General features: G+C 49.5%; 16 protein-coding genes. 8 read left to right on the top strand and 8 right to left on the bottom strand.

Going from position 1 to position 18,623, the window contains the following annotated elements:
• The first annotated feature begins 157 nt into the window (after positions 1 to 157).
• From DHN43_RS19055 to DHN43_RS19040, 4 genes are all read left to right on the top strand, one after another.
• Entirely contained in the window at positions 158 to 2,554 is a 2,397-nt protein-coding gene (locus DHN43_RS19055) for a methyl-accepting chemotaxis protein (RefSeq protein ID WP_208980592.1), read from the top strand.
• Positions 2,555 to 2,920: 366 nt separating this feature from the next.
• Positions 2,921 to 3,445 (top strand): PAS domain-containing protein, encoded by a 525-nt coding sequence (locus tag DHN43_RS19050; RefSeq protein ID WP_057462945.1) that lies wholly within the window; start codon positions 2,921 to 2,923, stop codon positions 3,443 to 3,445.
• The gene (locus DHN43_RS19045) at positions 3,423 to 4,748 is read left to right on the top strand and encodes a methyl-accepting chemotaxis protein (RefSeq protein ID WP_108819680.1); all 1,326 of its coding nucleotides are present in this window, start codon (positions 3,423 to 3,425) and stop codon (positions 4,746 to 4,748) included. Before DHN43_RS19050 ends, DHN43_RS19045 begins: the two co-directional genes overlap by 23 nt.
• A gap of 107 nt (positions 4,749 to 4,855) precedes the next feature.
• Complete coding sequence (locus DHN43_RS19040; RefSeq protein ID WP_108819679.1) at positions 4,856 to 5,875, top strand: alpha/beta hydrolase family protein; 1,020 nt, start codon at positions 4,856 to 4,858, stop codon at positions 5,873 to 5,875.
• A gap of 34 nt (positions 5,876 to 5,909) precedes the next feature.
• Here DHN43_RS19040 and DHN43_RS19035 read toward each other — a convergent pair whose 3' ends face one another.
• A complete protein-coding gene (locus DHN43_RS19035; RefSeq protein WP_108819678.1) occupies positions 5,910 to 7,529 on the bottom strand; it encodes an alkaline phosphatase family protein in 1,620 nt (539 codons plus the stop codon).
• 180 nt (positions 7,530 to 7,709) lie between these two features.
• Here DHN43_RS19035 and DHN43_RS19030 point away from each other — a divergent pair, with 180 nt between their 5' ends.
• Positions 7,710 to 8,609 (top strand): alpha/beta hydrolase family protein, encoded by a 900-nt coding sequence (locus tag DHN43_RS19030; protein ID WP_108819677.1) that lies wholly within the window; start codon positions 7,710 to 7,712, stop codon positions 8,607 to 8,609.
• A 124-nt stretch (positions 8,610 to 8,733) separates the two neighbouring features.
• On the top strand, positions 8,734 to 9,576 hold the full coding sequence (locus tag DHN43_RS19025; RefSeq protein ID WP_108819676.1) for an alpha/beta hydrolase family protein: 843 nt from the start codon (positions 8,734 to 8,736) through the stop codon (positions 9,574 to 9,576).
• Positions 9,577 to 9,611: 35 nt separating this feature from the next.
• Here DHN43_RS19025 and DHN43_RS19020 read toward each other — a convergent pair whose 3' ends face one another.
• From DHN43_RS19020 to DHN43_RS19005, 4 genes are all read right to left on the bottom strand, one after another.
• Positions 9,612 to 10,538 carry a glycosyltransferase family 2 protein gene (locus DHN43_RS19020; RefSeq protein WP_108819675.1) on the bottom strand — a complete coding sequence of 309 codons (927 nt, stop codon included), beginning with the start codon at positions 10,536 to 10,538 and terminating at the stop codon, positions 9,612 to 9,614.
• Positions 10,539 to 10,567: 29 nt separating this feature from the next.
• Positions 10,568 to 11,362, bottom strand: a complete 795-nt coding sequence (locus tag DHN43_RS19015) for a glycosyltransferase family 2 protein (protein ID WP_108819674.1) — start codon at positions 11,360 to 11,362, stop codon at positions 10,568 to 10,570.
• A 328-nt stretch (positions 11,363 to 11,690) separates the two neighbouring features.
• Complete coding sequence (locus DHN43_RS19010; protein ID WP_208995490.1) at positions 11,691 to 12,152, bottom strand: SRPBCC family protein; 462 nt, start codon at positions 12,150 to 12,152, stop codon at positions 11,691 to 11,693.
• Positions 12,136 to 12,486 (bottom strand): ArsR/SmtB family transcription factor, encoded by a 351-nt coding sequence (locus DHN43_RS19005; protein ID WP_108819673.1) that lies wholly within the window; start codon positions 12,484 to 12,486, stop codon positions 12,136 to 12,138. Before DHN43_RS19005 ends, DHN43_RS19010 begins: the two co-directional genes overlap by 17 nt.
• A 417-nt stretch (positions 12,487 to 12,903) precedes the next feature.
• On the opposite strand from DHN43_RS19005, the gene DHN43_RS19000 reads away from it, so the two are divergent.
• A complete protein-coding gene (locus tag DHN43_RS19000) occupies positions 12,904 to 13,794 on the top strand; it encodes a DMT family transporter (protein WP_108819672.1) in 891 nt (296 codons plus the stop codon).
• Positions 13,795 to 13,876: 82 nt separating this feature from the next.
• Entirely contained in the window at positions 13,877 to 14,611 is a 735-nt protein-coding gene (locus DHN43_RS18995) for an MBL fold metallo-hydrolase (RefSeq protein ID WP_063306886.1), read from the top strand.
• Here the strand turns inward: DHN43_RS18995 and DHN43_RS18990 are convergent.
• The 3 genes from DHN43_RS18990 to DHN43_RS18980 form a co-directional block, all read right to left on the bottom strand.
• The gene (locus tag DHN43_RS18990) at positions 14,608 to 16,296 is read right to left on the bottom strand and encodes a putative bifunctional diguanylate cyclase/phosphodiesterase (RefSeq protein WP_063287668.1); all 1,689 of its coding nucleotides are present in this window, start codon (positions 16,294 to 16,296) and stop codon (positions 14,608 to 14,610) included. The genes DHN43_RS18995 and DHN43_RS18990 overlap by 4 nt on opposite strands.
• A 435-nt stretch (positions 16,297 to 16,731) precedes the next feature.
• Positions 16,732 to 17,802, bottom strand: a complete 1,071-nt coding sequence (locus tag DHN43_RS18985; RefSeq protein WP_108819671.1) for a Gfo/Idh/MocA family protein — start codon at positions 17,800 to 17,802, stop codon at positions 16,732 to 16,734.
• The gene (locus tag DHN43_RS18980) at positions 17,802 to 18,584 is read right to left on the bottom strand and encodes a ThuA domain-containing protein (protein ID WP_057461049.1); all 783 of its coding nucleotides are present in this window, start codon (positions 18,582 to 18,584) and stop codon (positions 17,802 to 17,804) included. Before DHN43_RS18980 ends, DHN43_RS18985 begins: the two co-directional genes overlap by 1 nt.
• Between the last annotated feature and the right edge of the window lie 39 nt (positions 18,585 to 18,623).

Genomic DNA, 18,623 nt, shown 5'->3' with positions numbered 1-18,623 from the left:
AGAAATTACTCAATTAATGCCTTAAATACCCACGGGTTAACCACTGGTTGAGATTTACAAGCTTAGGATGCCGCCAAGTCATGGGCAATGACTTCTATTCGGGAGAAATCGGGTCATGAGGCGGGTCCTCCAGCTATTTACGAATTTGCAGCTGTCGATGAAAATCGGCGGTGGCTTCATTATTGTACTCTTGCTTTCCGCTGCAGCTGGTGGGATCGGAATCTTTTCTATCTCTCAGCTCACCAAGCAAACAGAGATGACAAATGCAACCATGCGTTTAATGCAGGGCCTGCATGATACGACATCAGCGCGCGAAACTTATTTGCGCAGCTTGAGCAAGTATGATGCAACCGCTGCGGCTGATGAGCTGAATCTGTTGGGCGCAGATCTGGAAGCTCTTCATGAGCAGGTTGTTGCAGATGGCAAAGATGGTACCGCCTTTGAAGAGACCCACGAAAATGTGCGGGCTCTGAAAGGTTTGTTCAGTCGTGTTCGTATGTCGACTGATATTCAGGAATCTCAGGTTGCCAAGATGATGTCTGCTGTTGCCAATCTTCAGATGATTGGCAAAAAGGTTCAGGCTGACATCTCAAAGATTGCGGCTTCGGCAACCGAGCAGGACAAGCTGGCCAAAGAGCAGCTGAAAGAAGCTGACAAAGCAGGCCGCCTTGTTGCGACTATTCAGAGCCAGGCCCTGAACATGCGCTACTTCTTCGTGAAGGCGACAACAAGCTCTGAAGAAGGCGCACTGCGCAAAACATTGCTCAGCGCTGCGAAAGCGCGCCGTGAGATCAAGAAACTGCAAAAAATCCAGCTGTCACATCTGGATGCCAAGGTTCTTCAAAGTCTGGCAGGCGTTTCAGATACGCTGGTTGATAAACTGAAAGCCCTGCGCGATTCTACGGACTTCTCCGAGATGTATTCGCTGCGTCAGGACATCACTGCAAGTATTGATGTGCTCGGCGAAACGGCTCAGCTGGTCATCGGCTTTACCTATCGCTCTATTGATGATGCGAACAGGAAGCAGGCTGAAGCGGTTGATCGTAAGCAGCAGGTTGATGCCGCATTGGCCTCAGTTTCCAACATCACACGCCAGACACTGGCTGTGAGCTCGTCTTCTCTTTCCTTCCTGCGTGCAGGGTCTGGTGTGAAGTCTGAGGAAGTCTCCAAGGAGATTGACCAGCTTGGTGCAGCAGGCCGCGAGTTTAAAGCGGGTGTGAAGGACATTGAAGGTGGCGTGAAGGCCTCTAAAGATGCCATCAAAGAAATCGCTGCGATCCGTTCCGGTTTCGGCTCAATGGCAAACGGTAAGAAAGAACTTGCCAGTCTTGTTACAAAGCTCACTGAGCAATCTGAAACAGTCCAGGGTCAGATCATCGACATTGCAGCCTCTGAGGCTGAAAATGCGAGTGCAGCTGGTGACCTTGCAACCAATCTGATTGCGACAACCGTTGCTGTTGGTCTTGTACTTGGTGCATTGATTGCACTGGGTCTGTCTCTTGCCATCACTCGTCCGACCAAGCGTCTGACCGGCATCATGGAACGTCTGGCAAATGGCGATACCGATGTTGAGATTGCCGGCGCAAAGCGTAAAGACGAAATTGGTGATATGAGCCGCACGGTTCAGGTCTTCCGTGATAACGCTTTGGAACGTGCACGTTTGCGCGAAGAGCAGGCACATGTTGCTGAAAAGGACGCTGAAAAGCAGCGTGAAATTGAGCAGCTGATCACTGACTTCAGAAATACAGCCGCAAACTTGCTGACCTCTGTGAATGACAGCATGGGTGAGATGGGTGAGACAGCCAGCGTGATGGCAGATCTTGCTCGTGGAACTTCTGATCAGACAGAGCGGGCAGCGGCCTCTTCCACTGATGCTGCGAACAACGTGCAGATGGTTTCTGCCGCAGCTGAAGAGCTGAGCAGTTCCATTGAGGAGATTGCACGTCAGGTGAGCGCGACAACCTCCGTTGTTGCCAAAGCAACTGAGAGTGCGCACGTTTCCAACGACCGCATCAATGAGCTGGCCGATGCCACAGTCAAGATTGGTGAGGTTGTCGGGCTGATTCAGGCGATCGCCGAGCAGACCAACTTGCTGGCTTTGAATGCGACCATTGAAGCGGCGCGTGCTGGAGAAGCTGGTAAGGGATTCGCAGTCGTTGCGGCTGAGGTGAAAGAACTTGCCAACCAGACGTCCAAGGCTACAGAGGAAATTAGTTCCCAGATCTCCGCGATTCAGAACTCCACGACAGATGCTGTATCCTCCATCGAGGGCATCTCGCATACAATGGATGAGGTTACTGCATTTACCTCTGCAATTGCGACGGCTGTTGAGCAGCAGGGGGCTGCGACAACTGAGATTAGCCGCAACGTGCAGGAAGCTGCTGTGGGAACATCCAGCGTAAACGAGAATATGACGTTGGTCTCTGATGCAGTGAGTGAAACCAATACCGCGTCCTCACGTGTGCTGACAGCCTCTACAGAGGTGACTGAAAGTACGCGTGCGCTAGGCAGAGAAGTTGATGACTTCCTGACTGCGGTCGCGAAAGTCGGCTAACACACTCAAAATTCTGAAAATTGGAAGGCAGCTTAGATATTCTAAGCTGCCTTTTATTTTGTCCTGATTAAACAAAATGATTTCATTTATATATTTCCAGGAGGAATAGCATTTTAGAGTTGTAATAGTTCGAATTTATAGAATTACACGTAAGTATTTTGTCTTTGTTGTGTCGCAAAGATAAATACAAAACGCTGATATATATGTATAGAATAACATATGCATGCTGAATATACTAGGGAATGACTTGGTGAATTAATAACAATCGTTTTTTATATTAACTGCTCGTCAATTTATGAAATACATATTCTGTCTGCTTGAATTTTATTCACTTAAGTAACGAACTAGAAAAACATAGAGGCAGCTATGTCGCCGGGTGCACATCTGTCCGATACTGAAAAAACATTCAGTGAGGCAGACATCATTGTTAGCAAGACTGACCTAAAGGGCCGCATTACGTACTGTAATGAGATCTTTTGCGAGATTGCGGGATACTCCTACAAGGAACTCATAGGTCAGCCACACAGCATTATTCGTCATCCAGACATGCCTCGGTGCGTCTTCGAGCTTCTTTGGAAGCGGATTGCGGATGGGCATGAGGTCTTTGCGTATGTGAAGAACCTTTGCCGGGGCGGTGAGTTCTACTGGGTGTTCGCCCACGTCACTCCCACCTTCGACAATGCAGGAAAGATCATCGGATATCATTCAACACGCAGAGTGCCAGAGCGAAAGATCCTCAATGACGCGATCATTCCGTTCTACCAGCAGCTCATTGAGATGGAGCAGGCTCCAAAAAGCCGGAAAGACGGGCAACACAATAGCTCTGAGTTTCTGGCGAACTACCTCTCCGATAATCGGGTGACCTATGATGAATTTATCCTCACTCTCTAAGAGTGTCTTCCTGAGTTGCCTGACGGCTGTAATCTGCGTTGGTATTGCGCTTCTTGGAATGGGAGAGGAGAGCAGCCTGCTTTCAATCCTCTCTGGTCTGGCTGGTGTGGCAGCGTTGCTCTCACTGTTTTTCGTGCTTAAGGTACGACGCGTGCTGAAGCATGTGACAGAAATCGCGACCTTGCAGGCAAGTGGTGATTTGGAAGCACGCACGCTTGTGGGAATGGATCATGGAGAGTTGAAGGACCTGCTTGCGAGTGTGAACTACTCCACGGACAAGACGGATTCCTTTATTCGCGAAATGGTGGCATCCACGCACGCTTTGTCAGCGAACAAGTATTATCGGCGTGTCGTCACGCGCGGGCTGCAAGGCTCGTTTCTGGTTTATGCAACTCAGGTGAATGAGGCGATCGCGAAAGTACAAAACCGGATCTGCGATTTTTCTGGTCAAACCGATGCTTTTGAACAGCTGACCCGCAATGCGACAGACCTGCTTTCCAGCTCGGGCCAGAATATGAGCGACAACGCGCAGCAGATGGAACAATCCGCCGACCTGACCCTTCAGCGCGCATCTGCCGTGACCGTGGCGTCTGAAGAGACATCCGCAAATGTGCAGACCGTATCTGCTGCTGTTGAGGAGCTTTCTGCCTCTGCCGCAGAGATCGGCAATCAAGTGAAATTTACTGCTGATGTTACGAGAACAGCTGTTCAGGAAGTTGAAGCTGGCGAAACCAAGATCAGCAGCTTGAGCGCCGCCGCCGAGACCATCGGCGATGTTGTGGAACTCATTAGCTCCATTGCCGAGCAGACTCATTTGCTGGCGCTCAATGCGACGATTGAAGCAGCGCGGGCAGGGGAAACGGGCAAAGGCTTTGCCGTTGTGGCGGGTGAGGTAAAGGATCTGGCAGGCCAGACCTCTGATGCAATCGGTCAGATCTCCGGTCAGATTGAGGCCATCCAGTCAGCGACTGCGGAAACAGTTGTCTCGTTTAAGCAGGTCGCAGAATCCATTTCCAAAATCGAAAGCGTCACAGATTCCATTTCGCTCTCTGCAAGACAGCAAGCTGAAGCGACCACCGAGATCGCCCAGAACATTGCCGAGGCTTATTCTGGTACACGGCTTGTGGCCAGCAATGTAGCGGATGTTTCGACTTACGCGAATGAAACGGAAAATGCTGCTGAGCATGTGATCGGATCTGCAGTTGAGATGAACCAGCAGATTGCATCGCTGTCTTCCGCTGTGACCGAGTACATCACCGAGCTGCGCAATGGTCCGCTGAGCAACAGCGAGATGCGCACCTGATACTTCCTTTGTCCTGAAACACGATATGAGAGACCTAATTCGTGTTTCAGGACGCTCTAAAAGACTGAGCCACCTACCACGTTGCTATCACAACAAAGGATAGCAACATGAAAACTCTGGTTCTTGGCACTCTCTTAGCAATGGCCTGTACGTCTGCTTTGGCGGAGCAGCAGATTGCGGGCTATGACCGCCTTACCGTATCGGCTCCTCATCGCACGTCTGCTGTTGCAGCGTCTGTGTGGTATCCGATCAAAACACCAACCTACCGCAATGTGATTGGCGACAATGCGGTGTTTAAGGGCACCTCCGCCTATGTTGGCGCTGCAATCAAAGAGGGCAAGCATCCACTTGTTGTGCTCTCGCATGGTTCTGGCGGTAACATGGATGGGCTTTCATGGCTGTCATCCGGACTGGCGCTGAAAGGCGCAATGGTCCTCGCAGTCAACCACCCGGGTAGCACCTCCGGCGATTCATCTCCCCGCCGGTCGCTGCGCCTTGATGAGCGTGCCAAGGATTTGACTGCAGCACTGGATGAGCTTCTGAATGATCCGGCTTTTGCAGACTATATCGATGAAAGTCGCATCAGCTCACTTGGGTTCTCTTTGGGAGGGGCGACCGCACTGAACCTGGTAGGACTGCGGTTTAAGGGCGATCAGTACAACGAGTACTGCGCCGGTATTGGCAAAGGACAAGCAGACTGCGTCTTTCTTTCCAAGGGCGGCGTTGATTTTTCCAGACTGCCTGTAGGCTTTTCAAAAGAAGCACAAGATAGTCGGGTTACTGCCGCGATTGCCGTCGACCCCGGCTTTACTTATGTCATTGACGAACAAAGCCTGATGGCGGTTAAGCAACCTGTGCTCTTACTAAACATTGGCGAAGAGAACCTTTGGAAAGCGGCTGATGTGGGACCAGAAGGCAGTAATCTGGTTGCTAAGCTGGAAAATGCGAGCCTTACTGTCGTCAAACCCGGACACCACTTCACATTTCTGGCGGAGTGTAAGCCGGAAGGGCCTGCCGTGCTGGCAGCTGAAAATGATGATCCGGTATGTGATGATCCTGAAGGAACTGATCGGGCACAGATCCATGAGGATATTCTTGAAGAAATCGCTCGCTTTTTGAAGCTGTAAACGGAGAGAGCTGTGAAGCTCCCTCTCCATGCAATCAGAGGAGGCCTTGCTCGCGCTTGGCCTCTTCCAACTCTTCTTCGTCGGTATATCCGATGAGAATACCGGCCTGAAGCTCTTTACCTGCGTTGGCTTTGATTTGCTCGTCGGTCATCGTAATGCGAGTGTGGTGCTTGCGATACCAGGCAAACAAAGCCTCGCTCATACGTTCCCGTTCTGCAGCAAATGCGGGATCAGCGCCAAGGTCATTCAGCTCCTGAGGATCTTCTTCAAGATCAAAGAGCATAGGGCGGAAACCTTCCGCATGGATAAACTTCCAGCGCTTGTCCATGATCATTGCAAGGCGGCAATCTGCCACCGGCAACCCAAGATCCATCCGCGCATTGCGCATGGAATAATCGTACTCACTAATGGCAAACTCACGCCACTGAACAGGTTCAACAGTTTCGAGCAACGGCAAGAGAGAGTGGCCTTCAAGCACGTTTGATTTGGGCGTACCGCCACAGAACTCGACAAAGGTCGGCGCCAGATCGATTGCTTCGACCAACTCTTCGCTGACGGTGCCCCGCGTCTCGTCAGCCTCTGCTCTTGGATCAACAATGATCAGCGGAATTTTGACAGATGGTTCGTGGAAGAGTTCCTTCTCGCCCATCCAATGATCGCCCAAGTAATCCCCATGGTCGGAGGTGAACACTATCATGGTGGTGTCTGTCAGCCCCTTTTCGTCGAGGAACGCCATGAGTTTGCCGATTTCATCGTCGATCTGTTTGATCAGGCCCATGTAGGCAGGAATGACTTTTGCTCGGGTCTCATCATTGGAGAACGCCTTGGAAACGCGCTCACCCATAAAGGCTTTAAACACAGGATGTGGATCTTGCTTCTCAACATCTGAGCGTACGACAGGCAGAACATCATCTGCTCCATACATGTCATGGTAGGGGGCTGGAACGATATAGGGCCAGTGAGGTTTGATAAGTGAAAGATGCACACACCAAGGCTCATCACCGGCAACGGCAACAAAGTCTTTGAACCGCTGGATCATGTAAGGCGTTTCGGCATGTTCAGCCTGAACCCGCGCCGGTTTGTCAGCGTGACCAAGCAACCAGCCGGAGAGGATCTCACCGTCCTCACTCTCAGCGGAGTTCGCCCATTGCTCCCATTGGTTTGGGCCATGGTATCCTTTGGCTTGGAGGTAACTGTCGTATTGCGGATTTGGAGAGTATAACCCATCGGGGTGAAGTCCGTCATCTCGCTCGAACACTTCAAACCCGCATTCAGCAACGCGGGCACCAATGAAGCTTTCCGGAGAGATGCCGAGGCGGGCCATGCCGTCAGAATCTGCACGCATATGGGTTTTGCCAACCAACACGTTGCGCACGCCAATCTCTTGCAAATGATCCCCGAGCGTTGGCTCCCCGACACGAAGCGGTATGCCGTTCCATGTGCTGCCGTGAGAGCGCACATAACGCCCGGTATAGAAACTCATGCGAGATGGGCCGCAAATGGGAGATTGAACATAAGCGCGGTTAAACCGGACACCTCGTTCCGCAAGTTTGTCGATATGTGGAGTGTGCAGATGTGGGTGACCATAACAGCTCAGATAATCAAACCGTAATTGATCGCACATGATCCAGAGCACATTGCGCCCGTTAGCCATATCAAACACCTCCCCTGATTGACGCGGCTATATTCCCTTATTTGTCGCGGGATTAGCAAGAGGAACTCCGTGTTTTACTTGATCTAAATGGCGTTGAGTTTTTCAACCATTGCTGAGCAAAATTTACTGGTTATACTCCTGCGTGTTTCTGAATTAAGAATTTTGAGGGAGATAGTTGAAATGTATTTGTCGAATAAGTTTATTGCATCGAGCGTTGGGGTCCTTGGTTTAATCAACTTGTTTATGATGCAAACCGCAGGCGCAACAGAACGTGTTGTTTCCATTCCTGTCGACAACCAGAGTGTGGTTGGTACTTTGGAGACCGCAGCACAAGAAAACGCCCCAATCGCAATTCTGTTGCATGGTTTTACCGGAACGCGTGACGAGCTACCGGTAAAGGAAACTGAAGAAGGTGTCTTCTCTCGCATGGCACGTTTGCTGGCCGAAGGCGGTGTTTCATCGCTGCGGATTGACTTTCGGGGCTCAGGCGAAAGTGATGGAAAGTGGGAGGACACAACGTTCTCCGGGCAGATTAAGGATGCCGTCACAACCATTGACTGGGTGCGTGCCCAAGAGCAATTCAAAGGCACTAAGATTGCTTTGATTGGATGGAGCCAGGGTGGGCTTGTTGCCAGCCATGCAGCTGCTGCACGACCAGATTTGGACACCGTAGTTTTAATGGCACCTGCAACCAACCCATTGGTGACGTTTACGGGCCTCTTCGGAACGGAGTTGGTGAACAAAGCGATGACTGCTGATCCTGAAACGCCGATCACAGGAAGCTTGCCATGGGGTGTTGAAACAACACTGAAAGCCCAGTTCTATCAGGAGATGCCAGTCACCAGTCCATTGGCAGCGATGGCGCACTATGACGGGCCATTGCTTGTAATGATGGGTCTTAAGGATGCTCTGATCACACCGCAGCCAGCAATTGGTGAGGCCTGGATGGTTTATCATGATGGCGAAGAGAAGCTCGTCGTGCTCGACACCGATCATGTTTGGAGTGCGTTTGAAGGCCCGCAGATGATTGATGAGAGCGTTGTTCCGGCCATCTTAGGATGGTTTGACACGCAGCTTTAAAGCAGAGCTTGGTCAGCTGCTTACACCAGGCAGCTGATCGCAGCTGAATAACTTTCAGTATAGTTTTGCCAATGTTCCACTAAGCTTTGTGCCGCAATATGATGGAAGTTTAAGGGCAAGCAAGGTGCTGGATGTAAAACTAAAAGAGCAAACAGTCGCGATCCCAATCGGAGAGCAAGAGATTATCGGGACACTCGCTGGTGCGACGGAGGCAACGACACCCTTGTTGATCCTTCTGCATGGCTTTCATGGAAACCGCGATGAGCTGGCGATCAAAGGGACTGAAGAAGGCATCTTCTCTCGTATGGCTCGTATACTAGCCGAAGTTGGCTATGCTTCCTTGCGCATTGATTTTCGTGGGTCTGGTGACAGTGACGGGGCTTGGGAAGATAATACATTCGACAGCCAGAGAGATGATGCTGTTGCAGTTATTGATTGGGTCCGCAGGCAAAATCAATTTTCATTTTCCAAACTCATCCTGGTTGGATGGAGCCAGGGTGGCTACATAGCTGGCTGCGCAACAACCATACGGCCTGATCTTGATGGCATTGCCTTACTGGCGCCAACTGTGCATCCGAGGAAGACGTTCCGGCATTTGGTTGGTGAGAAAGTCAGAACCTGTTCGGCCTTATCAGATCCAGATCGATTGGTTTCTGCGGAGTTTCCATGGGGAACCAAGATTCAGATTAAAGCCCGGTTTTTTCACGACCTGCCTGAAGTCCCGCCAGTTCTGGAACAATCAGGCTTTGCCGGAGCGATGTTGGTCGTTGCTGCCATAAATGACCGGGTCATTTTCCCTCAACCAACCGTCAGTGAAATCTGGCTGCGTCGCCATTCGGGACCAAAGCAACTTGCTGTCATCAACACAGATCACGTATTCGGCGCGATGGAGGGCCCAGAAGAGTTCGATCACCAGCTCATGCCCGCATTGTTGAATTGGTTGATTCTGCTTAATCATTCTTTATAAATTTGCCTTAGAATTTTCTTTCTTTTATTGAATTTTTACGAAAAACTGAGCCGTCTGACACCGTTATGGGATAACATTTCTTTTATGTAATATTGTAGTTTTTCATTAGATATTTCAGCTTTAGGGGATAATTTATTACAGATGTAGCTCAAAAAAGCTTCAGAAAAATAAGAGTTTATCTTTCTTGTATCTCGTAACAGCTTCCAACGAGATGAGAAAATTTGCTTTGTTAAATATTGCTTTGCTGGGTACGAAATGTTTGCCTTTTCTAATTGGAAGAGGGCAGAAAAGAAACGATCATGGTGCTGTTGAGTTGTGTTCGCGCTTAAGTTGTTGCGCGTTTGGGGCCGCAGCCAATACACAACATCATGGATATAAGCGAGTCGATTAGCAGCTGCACTCAAGCTTAAGGGCAAAGACTGGTCTTGGATGAATATCCGTTCATCGGCCCCACCAGCTGTTCTCCATAGTTGAGAGTCAACAAGAAAGCCCATGTGTACGATCTGTTTTCGAGCGCAATAGGCCAATGGGTCTTTTGCAACAGTGACAAGTGAGTTGACATCGATGAGGGCCTGCGTCTGAAAACCACGTTTTGATTTTCCGAAAACAAGGGCTGCTCCAGTGTCTCCTGCAATGTTGAGTAAGGTGCGAGTACCATTGGAAGTGAGGAAGTCATCTGCGTCGAGTGGAATTAAGTAACTGCCGCTAGCATGCTTAGCAGCTTGATTGATTCGAACTGATGGACCACGATTTTGCTTGTTCTCAATTATCTTAATACGAGAATCTTTTGCCGCTTCAATCTTGAGAAATTCGATTGAACGATCAGATGAACAGTCATCTACAAAGATAAACTCTACCTGTGCGCCGTCTAAACCACTTTGTTTTTGTAAACACTGGATTGTTTGTGGAAGTTCTTGTTCCTTATTATATACGGTTAATAAATAACTGATGAGCGGCTTCACGATGGTACCTGTACAAACCTACATATGTTTCATCGCTCTTTATTAGCCTTTTTTGCCCTTTCGATCAATTGATACTGGTAATATTTAGCTAGTCTAACGAACCTGGAATAGGCATAGTTGTGAGCATCTACGATGCCCCATAGCCCATAAAACACACCTCTACGTATAAAATAGCTTTTCAAAAACGCGAGAGGGAATTCTGTCAGTAATCTCAGCGGTGATATTCGTCGTCCTCTGGAAATCATATCCTGAACTTGCATATCAGAATAGCGGTTGAATTTTTCTACTGTAAACTGAATTGATCGTTGCGAGCGATGATCAACTTTGCCTTTTAATCTTGCTATCTTAGCTCCCGCATGTGGTCTCACTGTGTCGTGAACACTCGAGGATGAAAAACGACCTTTTTCCTTGTTGTAAAGACGATATTGCCAGTAACCATATGCCCACTTTTTTGCTGTCTTTTCATGCGGAAAAACGTCGACGATATGTACTTTGTAGATATCTGCACGCGGAGTTGATGTGAAAATTTCTGTGATCTCATCAGCTAGTTTTAAAGTGATTTCCTCATCGGCATCTATGTTGAGTAACCAAGTGTTTCTGCATTGATCTTCAGCAAAGCGCTTTTGCTTACCGTACCCGTCCCATTTATTGTAGATGACCTTAGCTCCAGCTTTTTCTGCAAGAGCGACTGTGTTGTCTGTTGATCCTGAGTCTACAACAATTACTTCATCAACCAACGTTTTCACACTATTGATTGCCATCAAGATACGATCTTCTTCATCTTGGCTAATGATGAAGGCAGAGATTGGCAGGTTGTTGCTCAAGGGACTGTTCTCTAAGGTTCAAGTCGGATTTTATTTTTGCGATACATCTTGTACGACAGTTTTGCAACAAACTATAAAGTTACTACAGTTTTGTAATGCACTTATAAATTTAGGCTGCTCGTACTTTGCAAAGAAAAGTTGGTGATGGGTCGTCTTATTCGATGTGTTGATTAACTCTGAGCTGGGTTTCTAACAGGCATATCAACATGAAAGCTACCTTGTCTAAGCTGTGATTTAGTTTTAGTGGGATGAATTGTGAAGGTTAACTAGCTGCACCCACCCACGATATCGGATCGTGAATGGGCGCTTTTTAGGAGGGGAGAGCGTCTTAGCTTTCGACGAAGCGTTGCAGGTCGTTGAAGCTGCTGCTCCAGCCGTGGTTGTGGTTTTTGGTCTGCTCTGGATCGGTGAATACTTTTTGTAACATGATCATCCGGGTGCCATCCTTGATCGGCTCGAAGGTGACTTCAACGTCTGTCTCGTGGCCGCGAACGCCATCATTTATCCAGCTCCATGTGAAGCAAAGGCGGTTAGGACGATCCAGAACCTTGTAGATGCCCGAAACCGTATAAGCTCCGCCTTCCTTGGTGGACGTCATGGTGGTTTTCCATTTGCCACCTGTGCGTACATCCATTTCGCATTCTGGTGTGGTCATACCTTCAGGGCCCCACCACTGAACGAGCATCTCTGGATTTATCCAGGCATCAAAGACTTTTGCGGGAGAAGCTTTGAAGTCCCGTGTGATGCGCAGTATGGTTTCGTCCTGTGTCATGCTATCGGTTGCCGTCATTGTCTTCCCCTTGCTGTTTATCGAGTAACATTTCCAATCGGTCGAAACTGGTGTTCCAGAAGGCTCGGTAACGCTCGATCCATTGATGCAGGTCTGCAAAACGTTCTTTCTTCAATGCACACACCCTCCATTGCTTTTCGACGCGTCGTTCGATGAGGCCAGCGCTTTCAAGCAGTTTAAGATGCCGGGATATGGCCGGAGCAGACATCTTGAAGGGTTCAGCCAGTTGTCCGACTGGCAAGTCTCCTTCATTGAGAAGTCGCTCGACAATGGCAAACCTCGTCGGGTCGGCCAAAGCGCCAAAAACTTTCGGCAAGTTGGTTTGTGTATTCATTTCACCATCTCTTTAATTAACGTAATTGTTAAATGAAGATTCGGGCTTCGTCAACCCGCACGGCTGATTCACGTATTGTAGGATCTTCTTTTGTTTGGGAGAGAAAGGTGTCTATGGAAGCGATTGGCGTAGAAAGTTGCTCACAGGCTGAGTAATTTACAAATATATCTGCGCGTCATTTTGGTAATAAACAATAACAATTGGTGCCCAAAAAATAGATCTGCCAAACGCTGCAATTTATTCAACATTCAGCGGCAGAAAGCCATAGAAAACCAAGAAAAACTGCGGTAGGTGGCAATCTATTCTTTGGTGCCTGGACATAAGTTTCAGCACCTTCCCTCAAAATCAAACGATGTGTCGCTCGCTGGCTAATTTCTGCGGGAACAACGGCACAATCCCGGAATTCGCAGGCCAGTTATGAGTGAGATGGTTTCGCATGCCCCAGCTCAGGGGAACGTTAAATTTGGTATCCTCTGGATGGTGGCAGCCATGTTTATGTTCGTCATTGTCGATAGTGTCGGCAAGTATCTGTCTTTGTCCTATCCGGTGCTGCAGGTGGTCTGGGGCCGGATGTTTTTCCATCTGCTGTTCATGCTGATCTTCTTGGCGCCCCGCGTGAAAACCATGATCACACCCAACAACGGGTCAGTCGTGTATCTGCGTGCAATTCTTGTTTTGGCTATGACAATCGGTTCGGTCGCTGCAGCGCAACTGATCCCCGTCGCAACGCTTCATGCCATTGCCTTGCTTTCTCCCATGATGGTGACGGCCATGTCTGTTCCAATTCTTGGCGAAAAGGTAGGTTTGCGGCGTTGGGCTTCAATTCTCGTGGCGTTCATCGGAGCGCTGTTGATTGTAAAACCAGGTGCTGGTGTGCTTGATCTTGGTGCACTGATCGCGGTGGCGACCATTGTGGTGTATTCCGCAGGTCATATCGTGGCGCGGTACGCCAGTAAATTTGATAGTCCCTCGACTGTGCTGTTTCATACCGCGCTGCTGGGAGCTGTCGTCACTTCCTTGTTTACGCCAATTTTCTGGCAGGCACCTGATTTGGAGGGCTGGGCTCTGCTGGCATTGATCGGCGCGGTGTCTGGTTTTGGACACTACGCTATTGTGAAGGCGTTTTCTTTTGGGGAGGCTTCAACCATCGCACCCTTCAGTTACAGCAGCCTTATTTGGGCGATGCTGATCGGACTGATGTTCTTTGGTGAGTTTCCTGACGGACTGACTCTTGTTGGCGCTGCGGTCATCTTTGGGTCCGCCATTTATATGTGGCATCGGGAAAAAGTCTTGGGGGGAGCGGCGTAGATCCGCCACCAGTTTGGCATAATGCTTTGATTGTTAAAACTCTCTGCTTTAAAACTGGGGGATCACTGCGAGGGGGAACAGTATGCATGTGAAAATGCTTGGTTGTGGCGACGCGTATGATCCGCAAAAAACGAACTCATCTTTGTTGATCTCAGAAGGTGAGTTCAAGCTTCTTATTGATTGCGGCCCAACCGTGCCTCAAGCGTTGTTTGCAAATGGCATGACAGCTGAAGATATCAGCTGCATCTACATCTCGCATTGCCATCCGGATCATTGTCTTGGTTTAACAACGCTGCTCAATTACATGAAATCGTTCAAGCGCTCGAAGCCGTTGACCATCTTTCGTCAGGCTTCTCAGCATCAGGCTTTGTATCGGCTTATGGAGTTTGCGTACTGGCCAGAAAAAGACCTGGGGTTTGACCTCCACTGGCAAGATTCTGAGGACTTGGCAGTCGTTGGGCCTTGGAATGCGGCGACCACCGCCAGCAATCATTCAGTTCCAAATCGCAGCCTGCAGCTCAAAAGCGAAACTGTAACCCTGTTTTATTCAGGCGATGGCCTTTTGTCTCCAGAAGGGGAGCTGCTTGCTGCACAGGCGGACCTTGCCTTCATAGAATGCGAATACATGACTGCTGCAAACGGGCATGGCTCCTGGGCAGATGTAAAAGACTTGCCGCGAAAAGCAGGCAGTCGCTGGCTGCTGTACCACATTGATGACGCGTCCAGACCTGCCGTGGCTGAAGCCATCAAGGATTATGCGGAGTTTTCTCTGGGTGAAGATGGTCGTGAGTTTGAACTCGCGGAACTGAAGGCTTAGGCGACTGCCTGAGCCTTTCCAAGCCAGTCAGTGGCAAAGATTTTTGCCGTTAGAGGCTTGGCGAAATGATAGCCTTGCGCATAGCAACATTTGATATCTTTGAGCAGGTCAACTTGCGTCAGGTTTTCAACGCCTTCTGCAATAACCTTCAGGTCGAGCAGACTGGCCATCGCGGTGATTGCTTCAACAATATCGCGTGTGGCCTGATCTGTTTCCATCCTCTGCACAAAGCTATGATCAATCTTGAGCTTGTCCAGCTTTTGGGTGCGTAGTTGCCAAAGTGCAGAGTGGCCGGTGCCAAAGTCATCAATGGCGATGATCATGCCAGCATTGGCAAGGGCATCCAGATTGGTTTGAGTATGGCCTGTTTCGTTGATGAATGCGGACTCACTCAATTCAATCTCGTAGATTTCTGGTGGAACTTCCAGGCTCTGCAGCAGAGCGAGAATCTCGACCACACGATTTGGCTTTGCCAGCTCTCGTTCCGAAAGGTTGATTGCGATGCGGCCTGCGAACTCGAACCCTTCAGCAACCCATTGACGATATTGGCAGGCCGTCTCGCGGAAGAGCCAGTCTGAAATGTCGTCGATCATATTTTGACATTCGGCAATCGGAATGAACTCGGAGGGGGAGATCGCACCAAGGTCCGGGTCTTCCCAACGCATCAACGCTTCAACGCCGTAAAGCTTGTCGTTCTTCAGCTCTACAATTGGCTGATACTTGAGGCGTAAGTTGCCTTCCTCGATCGCAGTTGTGAGCTTTTCGGAAATCAGAACTTTGCGAACGACGGCTTCTTCCATCTGACAGGTGTAGAAGCTGAAGCCGAGGTTGTTGTACTTGGAATGATACATGGCAATGTCGGCTTGCTTGAGCATGGTGCTGCTGGACGCACTTGCCAATTGGCTCACAGCAACGCCGATACTTGCAGAAAGAATTGGAGATTGCTCGCCCAAATCAATCGGGGCGACCATTGCTGTCTCCAGACGGTGAACCGTCATTTCGGCTTCGGCGTTGGAAGTATCTCGCAGCAAAATGACAAACTCGTCACCACCAAGGCGAGAGAGCAGGGCATTCTCGGTCAAGACGCTCTCAAAGCGCTTAGCGGCCTGTACCAGGAACTGATCGCCAGCGTCATGCCCCAATGTATCATTGATCTCTTTAAAGCGATCCAGATCCATATAAATGACAGCGCACTGGTTTGAACCATCTTTAGTCGTCGCAACAGCGCTTTCCAACTCTTGCAGAAAGTGCGCGCGGTTTGGCAAGCCAGTCAGAGCATCCGTGTAAGCGAGCTTGGAAAGCTCCTCTTCGCTCTCTTTTTTAGCCGTGATGTCTTTCTTGATCGCCAGATAGTACTTCTTGTTCGCACTGCCACCTTGCCATTCAACCGGAGAGATCTTGGAGTGCTCGACGTACTCGGAGCCATCCTTGCGCCGGTTGATGAACTCACCTTCCCATGGCTTGCCATGGTTCAAGGTTGTCCAGAGATCATCAAAGGTTTCGCGTGGTGTCTTACCGGAGCGCAGGAAGTCCAGATTTCGACCAACAGCGTATTCTGCGGAGTATCCGGTCGCTTTCTCAAACTGCGAATTCACATAGACAATTGTACCTTCATGATCTGCAACCATGATGGTTTCAGAACATTGCTCTACTGCAACTGAAAGAAGCTCAGGAGGTACTGGCACAAGATCCTCGGCTAGACTCGAAATAAAATTGCATGCACTGAATAATTAAACTCAAAGATAATCGCAATGCTTCACTGCAGATAATTAAGGGAAAGATTTAGTTATAATTGTCTTTAATGTTTCGTTTAGGAATAATGAAATCTAAACACCGAAGTATGCGTAAGTATTGGTGTGTATTTATATTATAAATTTTGTTGATGTATTAGTACTGCTTGGCGCATTTTTGCGCAACATTAAGTCTTATGGGGCATTTGAGTTGAAATAGAATTTGCGTTCAACATCGTACGGATGTTTCATTGGGTGTTTGGAAAAGAATATTTACCACTACATTTATAACTAGAGCTTTAGTTCTAATTATTGTCCATAGTTTTCACGGAGTATACAAGGGTAGATTGCAGATTAAAAAAGGAGAGCAATTACTCTCCTTTTTGTTGATTATGCGTTCTGCAGCTGTGCGGTTATCGGGATATCCCGGCGCCCGCCGGCCGTGCTGCTTTCAACGGCAAGGTCAAGGACTTGCTGAAGATTCGCCGCATGGCGGAAGGTTGGGTGGCCATTCACACCAGATTGCACGGCCTCTGCAAATTTACGGTAGTTGTTTGGTGTTGGAGCAAGCTCAATCTGCTCCCATTCAGCCTTCTCAAGGTTTGGGCCTGAACAGACGAACAACTCACCCAGACCACCCGTGTTGGTGACTTTTATGCCGCCCTTGGTACCATGAACCTGAAGGTGCAGGTCGTTCATATGCCCGGAAGCAAAACGGCTGGCATGAACAACACCAACAGCGCCAGATGTGGTTTCTGCCATCATGGTGAAGCTGTCATTGGCATCCAGTTTGTACTCTCCAATCTGATTGCCCGGTGCTTTGTCAAAGGTCTTCAGGTGGCAGGAGATAGACTGGTACGGCGCTCCGATCGCAAACCCGGCAAAGTCGAGAATGTGAATGCCGACGTCCCCCAAAACGCCCAGTGACCCGTGCGCCTCAGAAAGGCGCCAGAGCCATTTCTCTTCTTTGTCCCAATGACCCCATGCAGGTTGGGTCAGCCAGCTTTGCAGATAAGAGGCCTCGAAATGGCGAACTTCACCAATTTCACCTGCTGCAATCAGCTCATGAGCTTTCTGAAGGGCTGACACGTCGCGATAAGACAGGTTGACCATGTTTATCAGACCGGCTTTTTCGGCTGCAGTTGCCATTTCGTCAGCATCGGCAAAATTGCTTGCCAGTGGCTTTTCGCAGAAGACGTGTTTGCCACCTGCCAGAAGCGGCATTGTGGTTGGGTGGTGGACAGCATCAGGCGTGACGTTTGCTACCGCATCAAATTCGCCCCATGCAAGAGCGTCTTCCAGTGAGGTGAAGCGTTTGGCGATGTTGTGTTCATCGCAGAAGGCTATCAGGCGTTCTTCGTTGCGATCAACGCCACCAACGATTTCAACACCGTCGATTTCACCGAACTTGTTGGCATGGCTGTTTGCCATGCCGCCGGTTCCTATAATAACGAGACGCATCAACGATACCCTTCCTCGCCTGCTTCGTGCAGACGTGGTCCGCGTTCTTCAATTTTCTCCGGAGCTTCATCTACTGGCACATTTGGAGCCGCATTCGGGTCAGCAATGCGTGGTTGCGGGTTGTAGGCCCACTTCACGCCGTTGGCGATGACGCGCTGTACGGTTTCGTTGTGGTATGTTGGATAAGTCTCATGGCCTGGGCGGAAATAGAAAATATTACCTGCGCCACGCTTGTAGGTCAGGCCGGAACGGAAGACTTCACCGCCCTGGAACCAGCTGATGAAGACGGTTTCCAGCGGCTCCGGCACACCAAATGGCTCGCCATACATTTCTTCATTTTCCAGCTCAAAGCTGTCTGGAATGCCTGCAGTGATTGGGTGGTTGCGGGATGTAACCCAAAGACGCTCACGCTCGCCAGCTTCGCGCCATGTCAGGTTACAAGGTGCGCCCATCAAACGCTTGAAAGGTTTTGCAAAGTGCGCAGAGTGGAGGAAGATCATGCCCATGCCAGACCAGACACGTTCACACACACGTTCAACGATTTCGTCAGAAACGTCTCCGTGCGCTGCATGGCCCCACCAGATCAGAACATCTGTGTCTGCAAGACGTTCTTCGGTCAGGCCGTGCTCTGGATCTTGCAAAGTTGCGGAGGTTGCAGAAATTTCTGGATCATTGTTCAAAGCAGCAGCAATGTGATTGTGCATCCCATCAGGATAGATGTCGGCAACAACTTTGTTCTTTTGCTCGTGGACGTTTTCGCCCCAGACAATGGTCTTAATCATTGGCGTATTCCGATAGATGTGGAGTGTCTTGCCTGAGGA

Source organism: Pseudovibrio sp. Alg231-02 (assembly GCF_900143565.1).
GTDB lineage: Bacteria > Pseudomonadota > Alphaproteobacteria > Rhizobiales > Stappiaceae > Pseudovibrio.
Note: the sequence above shows the minus strand (reverse complement) of the source record. Positions and strands in the feature narration are given on the sequence as shown.